At 63.3% G+C, this 13,952-nt stretch carries 14 protein-coding genes; 3 read left to right on the top strand and 11 right to left on the bottom strand.

Annotated elements, in window-relative coordinates; all coding sequences use genetic code 11:
• Nucleotides 1–147: 147 nt before the first annotated feature.
• From KF712_05375 to KF712_05425, 11 genes are all read right to left on the bottom strand, one after another.
• Entirely contained in the window at nucleotides 148–1,296 is a 1,149-nt protein-coding gene (locus KF712_05375) for an FtsW/RodA/SpoVE family cell cycle protein (protein MBX3740400.1), read from the bottom strand.
• A gap of 7 nt (nucleotides 1,297–1,303) precedes the next feature.
• A complete protein-coding gene (locus KF712_05380; GenBank protein ID MBX3740401.1) occupies nucleotides 1,304–2,095 on the bottom strand; it encodes a LysM peptidoglycan-binding domain-containing protein in 792 nt (263 codons plus the stop codon).
• Nucleotides 2,096–2,111: 16 nt separating this feature from the next.
• Nucleotides 2,112–3,422 (bottom strand): UDP-N-acetylmuramoyl-L-alanine--D-glutamate ligase, encoded by a 1,311-nt coding sequence (murD, locus tag KF712_05385; protein MBX3740402.1) that lies wholly within the window; start codon nucleotides 3,420–3,422, stop codon nucleotides 2,112–2,114.
• Nucleotides 3,423–3,425: 3 nt separating this feature from the next.
• Entirely contained in the window at nucleotides 3,426–4,661 is a 1,236-nt protein-coding gene (gene mraY / locus KF712_05390; GenBank protein MBX3740403.1) for a phospho-N-acetylmuramoyl-pentapeptide-transferase, read from the bottom strand.
• Nucleotides 4,661–6,028 carry a UDP-N-acetylmuramoyl-tripeptide--D-alanyl-D-alanine ligase gene (gene murF, locus KF712_05395; GenBank protein ID MBX3740404.1) on the bottom strand — a complete coding sequence of 456 codons (1,368 nt, stop codon included), beginning with the start codon at nucleotides 6,026–6,028 and terminating at the stop codon, nucleotides 4,661–4,663. Before murF ends, mraY begins: the two co-directional genes overlap by 1 nt.
• Nucleotides 6,025–7,524 (bottom strand): UDP-N-acetylmuramoyl-L-alanyl-D-glutamate--2,6-diaminopimelate ligase, encoded by a 1,500-nt coding sequence (locus KF712_05400; GenBank protein MBX3740405.1) that lies wholly within the window; start codon nucleotides 7,522–7,524, stop codon nucleotides 6,025–6,027. Before KF712_05400 ends, murF begins: the two co-directional genes overlap by 4 nt.
• Nucleotides 7,521–9,458 (bottom strand): penicillin-binding protein 2, encoded by a 1,938-nt coding sequence (locus KF712_05405; protein MBX3740406.1) that lies wholly within the window; start codon nucleotides 9,456–9,458, stop codon nucleotides 7,521–7,523. The genes KF712_05400 and KF712_05405 overlap by 4 nt, the downstream gene beginning before the upstream one ends.
• Before the next feature lie 3 nt (nucleotides 9,459–9,461).
• The gene (locus tag KF712_05410) at nucleotides 9,462–9,809 is read right to left on the bottom strand and encodes a hypothetical protein (GenBank protein ID MBX3740407.1); all 348 of its coding nucleotides are present in this window, start codon (nucleotides 9,807–9,809) and stop codon (nucleotides 9,462–9,464) included.
• The gene (gene rsmH, locus KF712_05415) at nucleotides 9,806–10,810 is read right to left on the bottom strand and encodes a 16S rRNA (cytosine(1402)-N(4))-methyltransferase RsmH (protein ID MBX3740408.1); all 1,005 of its coding nucleotides are present in this window, start codon (nucleotides 10,808–10,810) and stop codon (nucleotides 9,806–9,808) included. Before rsmH ends, KF712_05410 begins: the two co-directional genes overlap by 4 nt.
• 488 nt (nucleotides 10,811–11,298) lie before the next feature.
• Nucleotides 11,299–11,706 (bottom strand): hypothetical protein, encoded by a 408-nt coding sequence (locus tag KF712_05420; GenBank protein ID MBX3740409.1) that lies wholly within the window; start codon nucleotides 11,704–11,706, stop codon nucleotides 11,299–11,301.
• Nucleotides 11,707–12,041: 335 nt separating this feature from the next.
• Nucleotides 12,042–12,875, bottom strand: a complete 834-nt coding sequence (locus KF712_05425; GenBank protein ID MBX3740410.1) for a hypothetical protein — start codon at nucleotides 12,873–12,875, stop codon at nucleotides 12,042–12,044.
• A gap of 60 nt (nucleotides 12,876–12,935) precedes the next feature.
• Here KF712_05425 and KF712_05430 point away from each other — a divergent pair, with 60 nt between their 5' ends.
• Genes KF712_05430 through KF712_05440 form a run of 3 tightly spaced genes read left to right on the top strand, consistent with a single transcriptional unit; the run spans nucleotide 12,936 to nucleotide 13,888 of the window.
• On the top strand, nucleotides 12,936–13,235 hold the full coding sequence (locus KF712_05430; protein MBX3740411.1) for a hypothetical protein: 300 nt from the start codon (nucleotides 12,936–12,938) through the stop codon (nucleotides 13,233–13,235).
• Nucleotides 13,236–13,283: 48 nt separating this feature from the next.
• On the top strand, nucleotides 13,284–13,505 hold the full coding sequence (locus tag KF712_05435; protein MBX3740412.1) for a DUF2281 domain-containing protein: 222 nt from the start codon (nucleotides 13,284–13,286) through the stop codon (nucleotides 13,503–13,505).
• On the top strand, nucleotides 13,502–13,888 hold the full coding sequence (locus KF712_05440) for a type II toxin-antitoxin system VapC family toxin (GenBank protein ID MBX3740413.1): 387 nt from the start codon (nucleotides 13,502–13,504) through the stop codon (nucleotides 13,886–13,888). Before KF712_05435 ends, KF712_05440 begins: the two co-directional genes overlap by 4 nt.
• The last annotated feature ends 64 nt before the right edge of the window (nucleotides 13,889–13,952 follow it).

Below are 13,952 nucleotides of genomic sequence, written 5' to 3' on the forward strand. Positions count from 1 at the left end.
GTCCCGCCCCGAACCACTGCCCGTTCATGAACAATGGAGTGCTCTCAAACCTAGTGTGATCTTCCATGGGGAGCCATCCCAGCAGAAGACCGGAGCAGGATGCTCCGGCAACGGCCTGGGCCAAGATGGCCCAGCCACATTCCCCGCTCACAGCCTCACGGAAAGCCGGGTATCCTTGCCCAGCGGGAAGGCGCTCGGTGGAGCTTGGTTGGAGACGCGGTGGATGCCCACCAGCAACCCCACCGCCGCAAGGCTGAACACCAGGCTCGTCCCGCCGTAGCTCACGAAGGGCAGCGGCAGGCCGTCGTTCGGCAGCACCGCAGTGGTCACGCCGATGTTCACCATCGCGGGAACCACGATCACCGCCGTCAGGCCGATGGCCAGGCAGCGGTTGAAGACATTCGTCGCCTGCACGGCGATGGCCGTGCCCGCCACCGCAATGAGGACGTAGCAGACGATCACGCCGAGCGTGAACGGCAGGCCCAGCTCCTCACCGATGACGGGGAAAATGAAGTCGATGTGGGCGAAGGTCAGCGTGCCGAATTTCTCCACCCCGTTGCCGAGGCCCACGCCCCACGGGCCGCCGTTGCCCAGCGCCAGCAGAGCGCGCCATTGCTGCATCCCCTTGTCCAGTTGGTGCACGGGATTCTCAAGGTCCAGCCACGCCTCGATCCGCGACCAGCGGTTCTGGTTGTTGTAGACGTAGACCGAAGCCAGCGAGATCACGCCGAGCGCCGTCGGGATGATGAAGGACAGCCGGGTGCCGATGGCGTAGAGGACCGCACCCGCAGCGACGGAGAGGGAAAGCGCCGTGCCGACGTCCGTTTCCGCCGCGATGGCCAGGATCGGGCACCCGACGATGATGCCGGGGATGACAAAGCCACGCCAGAAGGTGGACACTTCCGTCTGCCAGCGGGCGAACCACGCGGCCAGCGACATGACCGTGACGATCTTCGCCAGTTCGGAAGGCTGGAACTGACCCACCAGCGGGACCTGGATCCAGCGCTTCGAGCCGTAGATCTCCACGCTGATGCCCGGCACGAAGCAGAGCAGCAGCAGCACCAGGGAGCCGATCCACATCCACGGCACCAGTTTCCGCATCCACTCTCCCGGCATGAATGCCGCCACCACGGCGAGCACCAGGCCGACCACCACCATGATCGTCTGCTTGCGCAGGAACATGTAGGACTCATCCACACCCCGCACCCAGGCGCTGGTGCTGGCCAGCATGACCAGGCCGAGCGCCACAAGCGCGGCGACGGCCAGACAGAGGAGGATGGAGGCGTGGCGGAACATCAGCGGATCAGGGGATCGTGAGGGTCATGCCCAGTTTCAGCTTCTTGGGATCGGTGATGCCGTTGGCTTTCATGAGGGCGTTCTGGTCCACCTTGAACTTGTTCGAGATGCGCCAGATGTTGTCGCCGGCCTTCACCACGTACTTCTGGCCGGAGGCACCGGAAGTCCTCACCGGAGGGGTGGCGGCGACCGTCTGCCGTGCAGCGGGTGCTCCACCCGCCGGGCGGACGAGCTGGGCGCGCGGCGCGCCCGCCGTTTCAACCGGCACGGCTTCCACCAGACCGGTGTCCTGGATCGTCTCCGGGTTCGTGATCGCCTGCACCTCGGGCGGTGTCATGGCCACCACCTTGCGGGGAGGGATTTTCATCAAGAGGCTGGGGACGATATCCACGTGGTTGTTCGCGGCGCGGAGATCCGCGACATCCACCTCATATTCCGCGGCGATCTTGTCGTAGTTGTCGCCCACCTTCACGCGGTGGACCTGACCGCCGTCGGACAGCTTGGGCAGTTCCCGGGCCGGAGCCGCCACCACGGCTTTCTTCACCACCGCTTCCGTCGCGGGTGCCCCCTTGTCGAGGAACTTCTGGTGGAAGAAGATCAGCCCGATGACCACGATGTGGATCAGGAAGATGATGGTGAGCGCGCGGGAGATCTTCGAGCTGTGGTCCTCATGCTCGAACATGTCGTCCGCGGCCGCGGTCGCGGCGCGTTGTTTGCGGCTGCGGGTGACGGCGCTCAGACGCCGGAAGATGCCCTTGCTGGCAGGAGTGCGTTTGACTGGAAGGGTGTGAGGTTTCATGGGTGGATATGAACGATCAATGAAGCTGGTGGACCAAGTCCCTGAATGCGTTGCCGCGTTGTTCGTAGCCAGTGAACTGGTCGAACGATGATGTGCCCGGTGAAAGCAGGATGGTGGAGCCATGGGGGGCGAGTTCCCTCGCCGCCTGGACCGCATCCGCCAGGGTGACGACGGACTGGCACGGAACCACCTGTGAGAAAAGATCCGCCAAAGGACGCGCGATCTGGCCAAAGGTAACGGCCGCCAGCGCCTTTTCTTTCAGAAGCGGCAGCACCGGCGTGTAGTCCAGGCCCTTTTCCTTGCCACCCGCGATGAGGATCACCGGCCGGGTCTGGGAACGCAGCGCGCTTTCCAGCGCGTGGAGGTTCGTCGCCTTGGAGTCGTTGAGATACTCCACGCCATCCAGCGTCCGGATCAGCTCGCAGCGGTGGGGCGGCGGCGCGTAGCCATGGAGGGCCTCACGCATCACATGCAGGGGGATACCCAGCGCGGCGCATGCGGCGAAGGCGGCCATCGTGTTCTCCGCATTGTGGAGGCCGCGCAGCGCGGTGTCCCTGTCGAGGTTCACCACGACCTCCCCTTTGAAGGTGATCTCGCGCCCATCGGAGAACCATTCCGTCCCCGGCTCCGTCGTGGAAAAACTGACGATGCGTGGGGAGATGGCGGGCAGATCCTCCCCCGTGCGGACCACCGCGGTGTCCTCCGGCATCTGGTTCTCGAAAATCCTCAGCTTGGCAGCACGGTAGGCCTCCACCGTCGGGTAGCGGTCCATGTGGTCCGGCGCGAAGTTCAGCCAGATGGACACCACCGGATGCAGCGTGCGGATCGTCTCCAGTTGGAACGAACTCAGTTCCAGGGAAACCACCGCAGGCGGCTTCGCCGTGAGGATGACCTCCGCGAATGGCACGCCGTAGTTGCCGCAGGCCACGCCATCCAGACCGGCATGCGCCAGGATGCGGGCCACCAGTTCCGTGGTCGTGGTCTTTCCGTTGGTCCCGGTGATCGCGATGATGCGTCCGGTGAAATACCTGGCCGCCAGTTCCACCTCGCCGATCACCTCACCGCTGTTGGCGGAAAACGCGGCGACGTAGCTGCCATAGGTGTCGATTCCCGGACTGACGACCAGCAGATCGGAAACGACCGCACGGCCTTTTTCCTCCGTCGCTTCCGGGTGGATCTCCACGCCCTCCGGCATGCCGGAGAAAGCCGCCGCCCCCGCCGTGTCCCACACGCTCACCCGTGCGCCCTCGCGCAATGCGAGCGCGGCGGCAGCGCGGCCGCTGCGGCCGGCACCGAGGATGGCGACATGTTTTCCGGAGAGACTCATGGTTCAGGCGATCTTGAGAAGGGCGAGACCGAACAGCGCGAGCATGATGGAGATGATCCAGAAGCGGATGATCACCTGGCTTTCATGCCAGCCCAGCAGTTCGAAATGGTGGTGGATGGGCGACATCCTGAAGATGCGCTTCTTGCGGAGCTTGAAGCTGCCCACCTGCAGGATCACGGACATGGCCTCCATCACGAACACGCCGCCGATGATGATGAGCAGCAGCTCCTGCTTCGTACAGATGGCCGCGGTGCCGAGCGCGCCGCCGATGGCGAGCGAACCGGTGTCACCCATGAAAACCTTCGCCGGGTGGCAGTTGAACCACAGGAACCCGAAGCCCGCGCCGACCAGTCCGACGAGGAACACCGCCAGCTCGCTGATGTAGCGGTTGTGAGGGATGACGAGATACTCCGCCGCCATATAGAAGTGCCCGGCGAGGTAGGCCAGCACCGCGTAGGACAGCGCCACGGAGATGGTGCAGCCGGTGGCCAGGCCATCCAGACCGTCCGTCAGGTTGACGGCGTTCGAGCAACCGATGATGACGAAGGCGAAGAACGGAATGATCAGCCAGCCGATGTCGATGATCGGCTCCTTGATCAATGGGAAGGAGATCGAGCCAATCCCGATGGGGGCGATACTACCGGTCTCCTTTGCCTTGCCCAGGTAGTAGCCTGCCTGGCCATTGGCGAGTTGCTCCGCGGTGGCACCAAAGCCGGAGATCTCCGGCTTGAAGAAGATGAACGTCGCCGCGACAAGCGCGATGACGAGCTGCCAGAACAGTTTCTGCCGGCTGCTCAGGCCGTCGGACTTCTTCTCCTTCACCTTCTTGTAGTCGTCACAGAAACCCAGCAGGCCGCAGGCCGCCATGGTGCACGCGCAGACCGCGACGAAGGGATTGAACGGACGGGCGCAAATAAAGGTGGCGATGAGCACGCTGCCCAGGATGAGCACGCCGCCCATCGTCGGCGTGCCGATCTTTCCACCGTGCAGTTCCGCGAGCCTGTGGACCTCCGCCGCATTGCGGATCGGTTGGCCCAGTTTCATCGAGATCAGCTTCCGGATCACCCGCGGGCCAAAGATGATGGAAAGCAGGAACGAAAGTATTCCAGCGCAGGCCGCGCGGAAGGTCACGTATTGGAAAAGGTTCAGGAATGAGAAGGTGTACGCCCAGCCCTGTTGGCCGGAGGCGCGCTCGGCTTCAAAGGCCTGGTACCAGAAATCGTAGATTGCGGGGAGCATCAGTTGTTACGGGGAAATGCGGCGTTCATCACCTTCTCGACGGTGGCGGAGCGGCTGCCCTTGAAGAGCACGGCGTCGCCGGGCTTTGCCTCGCGCGACAGCCAGTCGGCGGCCTCCGCCAGATCCTGGAAATGCGGGGCATCCCCCGCTCCGGCGGCGATGCCCTCGGCACCCTGGCCGACGGCGATGACGGTGAGTCTTTTCGAAGCGGCCAGTTCGCCGGTCTTCAGGTGCGCGGCGGGCGCGTGCGGACCAAGCTCGCCCATCCGGCCGAGGACGATGATGCGGCGCGCTCCGTTCGTCACGGGGGTGTCCGCCAGTGTATCGATGGCCGCGGCCATGGATTCCGGGTTCGCGTTGTAGGTGTCGTCGATGACCTTGATGCCCCCGTAGTCATAGCTGCGCAGGCGGCCTCCGGTCAGCACCGCTCCGGAAAGACCGGCGGCGATCTCCTGCGCTGTGAGGCCCAGCTTCCAGCCCACACCGGCGGCGAGCAGCGCGTTGGTCACCATGTGGCGGCCCGGCACCGGCAGGGAAACCGGCACAGGTTCCAGTCCATGGATCACCAATGAGAAGCGCGTGCCGTCCGCGTCGAAGTGCAGATCCTCCGCACGCACCTGGCCGCGGCCATTCCCCACCGGGATGATGGTCGCGCGCGTGCGCTGGCGGAAGTAGTCATTGAAATCACAGCACGCGGGCAGGAACAGCTTCCCGTCCGCTGGCAGCGCCCGCGCCAGCGTCCCCTTCTCTTCCGCGATGGCTTCACGGGAACCGAGATACTCGATGTGGGCCGTGCCGATGTTGGTGATGATGCCGTACTTCGGCCGGGCGATCTCACACAGCGGGGCGATCTCCCCGGAGTGGTTCATGCCCATCTCCCACACGGCGGCGGTGTGTTCCTCCGTGGTGGAGAGCACCGTCAGCGGCACGCCGATGTGATTGTTCAGGTTCCCCACCGTAGCGGAGACGTTGAAGCCCTGGGAAAGGACGGCTTTGGTGAAATCCTTCGTGCTGGTCTTGCCGTTGGAGCCGGTGATGGCCACCACCGGGATGTCGAGTTGCTTCCTCCACCAGTGGGCGAGGATCTGCAGCGCGAGCAGGGTGTCCTTCACCTCGATGACGGCACAACCGGCGGGCACCTCACCGCTCCACGCATGGACCACGGCCACGGACGCACCGTCCCGCAGCGCCTGCTCCGCGAACCGGTCGCCGTCGAAGTTCTCCCCCCTCAGTGCGAAGAAAGCGGCCCCCGGCTTCAGCTTGCGGGTGTCCGTCGAAACACCGGCCGATGCGAGCGCGGCAGGATCTCCCGCGGCAACCTGGGTGCCGAGGATCCGCGCAATCTCGCTGGCGGTCAGGGGTTTCATCGTTGGTCTGCGATGGATTGGGCGCGGTCGCGCAACGCCTTGGAGGCGTGCTTGCGGTCGTCGAAGTCGATCGTCTTGTCGGCGAACTGCTGGTAGGGCTCGTGGCCCTTGCCCGCGATGAGGATGATGTCGCCGGAGCGGGAGGCCTGGACGGCGAAGGCGATGGCCTCCGCGCGGTCCGGGATGCTGCGGTGCGTCTTGCCCCCGACACCGGCCTCGATGTCCTTGATGATGGCGAGCGGATCTTCCGAACGCGGATTGTCCGAGGTGATGATGAGTGCGTCGCTGTGGAGCGCGGCGGCCTCCGCCATCAGCGGGCGCTTCTTCTTGTCCCGGTCCCCGCCGCAGCCGAAGACGGTGATGAGGTGGCGCGGGTTCAGCTCCTTGATGGTGCGGCAGGCGTTTTCCAGCGCGTCCGGCGTGTGGGCGTAGTCCACGAAGACGGTGGCCCCGCCCGCGTTTCCGACATACTCCATGCGGCCCGGAACCTGCGGGGACTCCGCGAGCGCGGCGATGGCCTCACGCGGGCGGATGCCACAGGCGCTGGCCGCGGCGATGGCGGCGAGGAGATTGTAGGCGTTGAACCGGCCGATGAGCGGCGTGCGGACGAGGTAGGATTTCCCCTTCGCCGTCAGCTCGAACTCCATGCCCTTCGCGCTCTGGCGGAGGTTGTTCGCACGGAAGTCACAATGGACGCCGAAGCCGAAGCGGATGACCGGCAGCTTGCCCTCCAGGCTCTCCACCAGCTCCGCGCCGTACGCGTCATCGAAATTCACCACCGCCACCGGCTTCTTGCCGAGAGGGTCCGCGGCCAGATCCAGGAACCACCGCTGCTTCGCCTCGAAATAGGCGTCCAGCGTGCCGTGGTAGTCCAGATGATCCTGCGTGAGATTCGTGAAAACCGCGGCGTCGAATCCGACACTGCCGACCCGGCTCTGGTGGATGCCATGCGAGGAAACCTCCATCGCGACGCCACGGCAGCCGTTGTCCCGCATGCGGGAGAACAGCCCGGAAAGCTCGATCGAACCGGGCGTGGTGTGCTTCGCCGTTTCCACTTTCTCTCCGTCATCCGTCACGATGGTGCCGAGCAGGCCCGCACGGTGCCAGACGGTCTTCATGATGTGGTGGATGAGGAAGGTGGTCGTGGTCTTGCCATTCGTGCCGGTCACACCGGCAAGGGCGAAGTCCTTCCAGGGATGTCCGGAGAACTCCGAGGCGATGGCGGCCACCGCCTTCCGGCTGTTGGGCACATGCAGCCAGGTGGCCGGACCCGCGTAGTCCGCGGGAGGAGCGGCCTCCGAAAGGATCGCCGCCGCACCGCCTTCGATGGCGGCCGGGATGAACTGGTGGCCATCGGTCGTCGTGCCACGGATCGCCGCGAACAGGACGCCGGGCCGGATCTCCCGGGAGGATGCGGTGATGGACTGGATCTCCACGTCGAGCGACCCGGTCGGGGTCACTTTGGAAAGGCAGGAAATGAGGTCGCGGAGGATCATTGGTTATTGGAACTGGCCAACGGGGGTGAGACGGGTTCGGTGGGCTTCAAATTCATGTGGATCGCCGCCCGGGCGGCGATCTTGCTGAAGGCGGGTGCGGACACATTGCCGCCGGCCACGCTGGAAATCTCCCCGTGGGGCTGGGGTTCATCAATGATCACGGCACAGACGAAGGCGGGATCATCCGCCGGCATCATTCCGATGAAGGAGGTGATCTTGCGCGTCAGATCATAGCCGCCACCCGGCTTGTGCTTTCTCGCGGTGCCGGTCTTGCCCGCCACCTTGAATCCCACGACGGCGGCGCGGGTCGCAGTCCCGCCTTTTTCCGTCACCTTGGTGAGGGCGGCGCGCATTTTCTTCGCGGTCGCCGGTTTGATGACTTCGTTGACCACCTCGGCGCCGAACTCCTGGATGGGAGTGCCGTCATTGGCCACCAGCGCCTTCACGATCTTCGGTTTGCGCAGCTTCCCGTCACCGGCGATGACCGAGTAGGCGGCGGTCATCTGCAGCGGAGTGACCGCCGTGGCATAGCCATAGCAGGCGCGGGAAAAGTCCGTCGGGTTGCCGGTGTTGCGGACGTAGCCCCTGCTCTCGTCACTCAGCAGGATGCCCGTTTTCTTTGCGAAACCCCAACGGTCCATGTAGTCATAGAAACGCTTCATACCCACCTGGCGGGCCAGCTTGTAGGTTCCGATGTTGTTGGACTTGAGAAGGATCCCCTCGAAGGTGAGCTGGCCCGCCGGATGTTCATCCGTCACTTTCACGGAGCCGTCGATGAAAACGCCGTTGTGGCAGAAAATGGACGTCTGCGGCGTGACCAGACCTTCGTTCAGCGCGGCGGATGCGGCGATGATCTTGATCGTGGAACCCGGCTCGTAGGTCGTCTGGATGGCGTAGTTCCAGCTCGCCTCGGCGATGTTCTGCTTGTGGTTGAGATCGAAATGCGGGCGGTTCGCCATCGCGAGCACCTCACCGGTCTTCGGGTCCATCATGATGATGGTGCCGGTCTTGGTCTTGAACTCGGTGAGGCAGGCATCCAGTTCCTCCTCGACGATGGCCTGCAGGCCCATGTCCAGGGTGAGCTGCGCGTTCCACCCCGACTTCGGCGGATTGATGCTGCCGGAGTTCCCCGGGACCACCAGGCCCCGCGCGTCCCGCTTGTGCTTGCGCCAACCATCGCGGCCCGCGAGGTATTCCTCGAGCGCTTTCTCGATGCCGAAACGCCCGACCACGCTGGTCTTTGTCTTGCCATCGTCGTCCGTCTTCTCCACCTCACCGGTGTAGCCGATCAGGTGGGTGGCCATGTTCGGCGTGGTGTACCAACGCTTGATCGAGCTTTCGAACTCGAAGCCCTGGAGCCAGTTCTGCTCCACCGCCTCACGCAGCTGATCCGCCACATCCTCCGGCAGGTCTTTGGCGATGGGCAGCCACTTGCCTTTCGACTTCTCGATCTTTTCCCGCATCTCATCCCGGCGCATGCCGAGCGGCCGGGCGAGGATGCCGACGGCGGCGGAAAGGTGCTGCTGCACGATGACCTCCGGGGTTTCCCGGTAACGGGAGAGGATCTCCCCGCGGATGCCGTTGATCAGCTTCCGGCGGTCGCTCTCCGGCAGTTTGTCCCAGCCGGGGGTTGTCGAGCAGGCTTCCTGATAGGCCAGGCCGTAGGCCGCCAGCTTCGGGTCGTTGAGGTGGTTCTTGTCCACGAAGACGGTGGCGACCGGGATACTTTTCGCCAGGGGTTCCTCATGGCGGTCCACGATCATGCCGCGCGTGCCGGGCAGGCGCTCCGTCCGCTGGAACGCCTTCGCGGAGCTTTCCGCGTAGCGCTGGCGGTTCACCAACTGGATCTGGACCAACCTCGCGGACAGGGCGCTGAGTCCGGTCACAAGGACCAGGCACAGGACGATGCTGCGGTTCTGGAAACTACGGTTCACGGATCAGGGAACGGCTGCGGTGGCGGAGACGCTGTGGCGTGGCGGAGGCACCGGGTCAACTTCTTCCACAACGAGAAGCGGGATCTGGCGCAGGGTGGAGGAGTTCTCCTTCAGGCGTTCGGAAATCGCATAACGGTGGAGCAGCAGGTCGGAGCGGCAGGTGATGATCTGCATGTCCACTTGGTACTGGCCGATGCGGCGCTCGATCGCATCAATCTCCCGGGCGATCTGGACCTGCCGGTTCTTGTAGTAGGCATGCAGCACTCCTCCGGCCGCGGCGATGGCGAGGCCGAGGATGATGGCGAAAAAGACCGATCCGTGGTGGCGGGGTGCGGATTTGCGGCGGTTCATGGGTTGGGGGCCAAAAGCTGTGCAACCCGCAGCTTGGCGCTGCGGGCTCGCGGGTTCAGGGAGATTTCAGCAGCGGTGGGGGCGATCGCTTTTCTGGAGAGGAGCCGGAACTGGTAATCCGGATTCGGCCTCGGCTCCGGCCACCCCGGCTCATCCAGGAATGCCGTGGAGCGGTGTTTCAGGAACCGCTTCACCATCCTGTCCTCGAGGCTGTGGAAAGTGATGATACAAAGCCTGCCCCCCGGTTTGAGAACGGAAGGAGCGGCTTCGAGGGCGGCGGCGAGGGATTCCAACTCCTCGTTCACCGCCATCCGGATGGCTTGGAAAGCGCGGGTCGCCGGATGGGTGCGGCCGTGGCGGCCGATGGTCTGTTCGATGTAACCTGCCAGATCCAGCGTGGTGGTGAACGGACGGACCGCACGGCGTTTCACGATCGCGGAAGCGATGCGGCGCGCCTTCGGTTCCTCGCCGAACTCGAAGAAGATCTTCACCAGGTCCGCTTCCGGCCAGGCGTTCACCACATCCGCCGCCGTACGCGGGCTGGACGGCCCCATCCGCATGTCCAGCGGGCCGTCCTTCTGGAAGGAGAAACCGCGCTCGGCGGAATCCAGTTGGCGGGAGGAAACGCCCAGATCCATCAACAGCACATCCGCCAGATCCCCGGACTGGATGGCGGGGGAATCGATGACCTTGGAGAAGTTCCCTTCCCACCAGGTGAAGCGGGCGCCGAACGCCGCAAGGCGGGCACGCGCATGGGCGAGCGCCTCCGGATCCCGGTCAACACCCATCACACGGGCGCCGGCCTTCAGGAACAGCTCGCTGTGGCCGCCTCCCCCGAGGGTGCCGTCGATGACGAAGGTGTCCGGACCCGCGCCGGACCACTCCACCACCTCATCCGGCAGAACCGGGAGATGGTATCCGCCGTCTGAGCGGGCTTCCGCCGCGCTCATGGAAATTTCCGATGGCCGCGCCGACAACCAGCCAGAAGCGGCGCGGACCATCGTTTTGAAAAGCGCTGGAAACTCTGTCCCGAGAGATTTCCGACGCCCAGCCTGGAAAGATTCCGGACGCCGCGCCGACAACCAGCCAGGAGCGGTGCGGACATCCGATGAATTGGCAACCCGTCCCGCTGTCCCAAGCGGCGCGGCCTGCCGTGCGATGAAAATTTCCGATGGCCGCGCCAACAACCAGCCAGAAGCGGCGCGGACCATCGTTTTGAAAAGCGTTGGAAACTCTGTCCCGAGAGATTTCCGACGCCCAGCCAGGAAAAGTTCCGGACGCCGCGCCGACAACCAGCCAGGAGCGGTGCGGACGTCCGTATGGGTCGCCACGGTGGCTCCTGTCCCGAGGAGGCCGCCGCAGCGCATTGAAAATGTTCCCAACTCCGGCGCCCGCGCGCCAGGGGCGGTGGCCACATGGTGGACCGCGTCGAACGCCGGAGTTGGTGGGGTGAACAGCATTGCTGCCGTGGGTGTGGTGTGGGTGAGATTCAGTCGAGGATACCGAGATCGTCGTCGTCCTGCCCTTTCTCGATCTTGCGCAGGCTGACGTAGTTCTTCTCGCTCCAGATTTCGAAATAGCTTTGGCGGCCGACGAGCCAGATGGTGCCTTCCGGCTCGATCTTGATCTCATCGACGAGATCCCGGTTGATCAGGAGCTTGCCCTGGTCGTTGATGGAGGCCTCGTGGCAGAGGGACGCGAATTTGCCGAGGATGCGGGTCTTGTCCTTCTCCGACTTTTCGCTGTTGCGGACGATCGCCACACGGCGGTCATACTCGGCGGTGTTGAGAACCCGCAGGACCGGCATGTCATAGGTCTCCGCGCTCAGAAGAAACACCTTCTCCCCCGGAGTCGGCCGGAAATCCGGGTGGATGGAAACCCGATTCTTCGGATCCATCTTGTAGGAGTGTGACCCCCGGAATATTTGACCTGCTTGACTCACGGAATTGACTCGGCGTTTGCTTCAGTGTCGCGAAAGTACACTGAGATACACTTTAGGGTCAATTCCAAACTAACCGATATTTAATAAAAATTTATTTTACTTAAAATAAATGAGTTAGAGATCAATCGAGCAATTTTCATCCACTTCTTCAGGAAAATTTATTGAGAACTTACTGATGGATTATCCGGAATTTGAACGCTCTGGAAGCAAAAAGGGATCCGAGTGTACTCCTCGCCCGGATTCTGAAGCGAAGTGTACTCGGATCCCCTGAAAGGGAGGCTCGCGGGAAGTTATTTCACCCCGATGGCCAGCCGGGCCTTGCTGGCATCACCGGCAGGGTCAGCCTCCCAGGTGAAATTCAGGCCGTTGTAGAAAGGACTCCCCGCCTTGTTGGCAGCGGTGATCTTCGATCCGGGCGAAGCGGTGAGGGTGAATTCACGGGCACCGATCTCATCGATCAGGAACTCGATCTGGGACAGCCCGGCACCGGTGAACTCCGCCGAGGTGATGTCGAAATCCTCGTCGCCCTTCACCTTGGCCCTCTTGCCGTCCAGCAGCTTCACCTGGAGGAAATCGTCCGCGATCCGCTTCTTGAACGCCTTTTCGTCGTCCGGGGTCTTTTCATAAACCTTCGGCATCACGATGGTGATGGCGAATTTAGGGTTCGCAAGGGCACCCTTCTCCACGATGCGGCCACCCACCAGGACGTTGCCGCGGGAGACTTCATAGTAGAGTTCGAAGGTCGTATCCCCTTCCTCCGTCTTGCCCTTGACCAGGATCTTGTCCGGCTTCGCGGTGGGCTTGGACTCGCTGGTGAGGGAGTCCACGTCGATCTTCTTCACGGTGACCTTTCCGTCCGCCGCCACGTCCCGGATCTCGTACTTGAGCGGGATGAAATAGTTGGTGGCCATCCGCTCGCGGTTCTTGCCGATCGGGATGATGTCCACCTTGCCGTCCGTATCGAAGCCGACATCCGCGCCCTTCATCTTGTAGCCCGCGAAATAGAAGGAATTCCACCCGGACTTCGCCTCCTCGATGCCCTCAAGCTGGGCGTTGGCGGCGGTCACGAAGGAAAGACCCACCAATCCGGCCATCACACTGGCTTTCAGCGTTTTGCTTTTCATATTCCATCACCCAAGCCAAAATCCCCCCGGACCGCCAGTGAAAACCTGCGGTGATTTTCCATGAACGCAGCCGATCTCGCCCGCTCCGCCAACACCGATCCCAACCCGCCCGCCGGGCTTTCCACCGGTCTCCGCGCCCTTTGGTACGCGAAGGCCGGCCGCTGGCATGAAGCCCACGACCTCTGCCAGGAGATCCCCGGCACGGACGGATCATGGATCCACGCCTGGCTCCACCGCGAGGAGGGTGACCAGAGCAACGCGGAATACTGGTACGCCCGCGCCCGCAAGCCCGTGCCCCCGCGTTCCCAATCCCTGGTGGACGAGTGGACGGAAATCGCCACCGAGCTGTCAGGCCGGTAGCTCTCCTGGAGACTTGTGGGGAGGCAGGAAAGGTGGCAGGATGACGGCATGAGCACGATCACCGCGATCCTGGAACCGGATGCCGATGGCACCCTGCACCTGCCCGTGCCCGACGAACTGAAGTCCAAAAGGGTGAAAGTGGTGGCTACGCTGGAGGAAGCGGATGCTACAGAACCAAAGGCAAAATTCAAAGCCGGCTGTCTCAAGGGTTTTTGGATCGCACCCGATTTCGATGCGCCTCTTGAGGACTTCAAGGAATACATGGAATGAAGCTGCTGGTGGATACCCAAGCGCTGATCTGGGCTCTGGAAGGGGACAAGCGGCTTTCAAGGGTCGCGCGCGAAGCGCTGGAGGATCCCACCAACCGGCGTATCGTTAGCATCGCGACTGGCTGGGAAATGGCCATCAAGACAGGACTGGGAAAACTGAATCCACCCATGCCGCTCCCACATCTCTTTCCGGCGGAGTTGGAGCGCCTCGGATTTGAAATCTTGCCGATCAAATCGGAGCATGTTCACCGGCTCCTTGATCTGCCTCTCCATCACCGTGATCCCTTTGACCGGATGCTGATTGCCCAGGCTCTGAGCGAAAACCTGACGATGGTCGGTTGCGATGTGGCCTTCGACGCCTATGGAGCGGCAAGGATCTGGTGAATATCTCGGGAACGCCCGGGTTCACCATACCCAACTCCGCGCTTGGCAATTTCCGGACCCGGGC

The sequence above is a fragment of the Akkermansiaceae bacterium genome, from assembly GCA_019634595.1.
GTDB lineage: Bacteria > Verrucomicrobiota > Verrucomicrobiia > Verrucomicrobiales > Akkermansiaceae > Luteolibacter.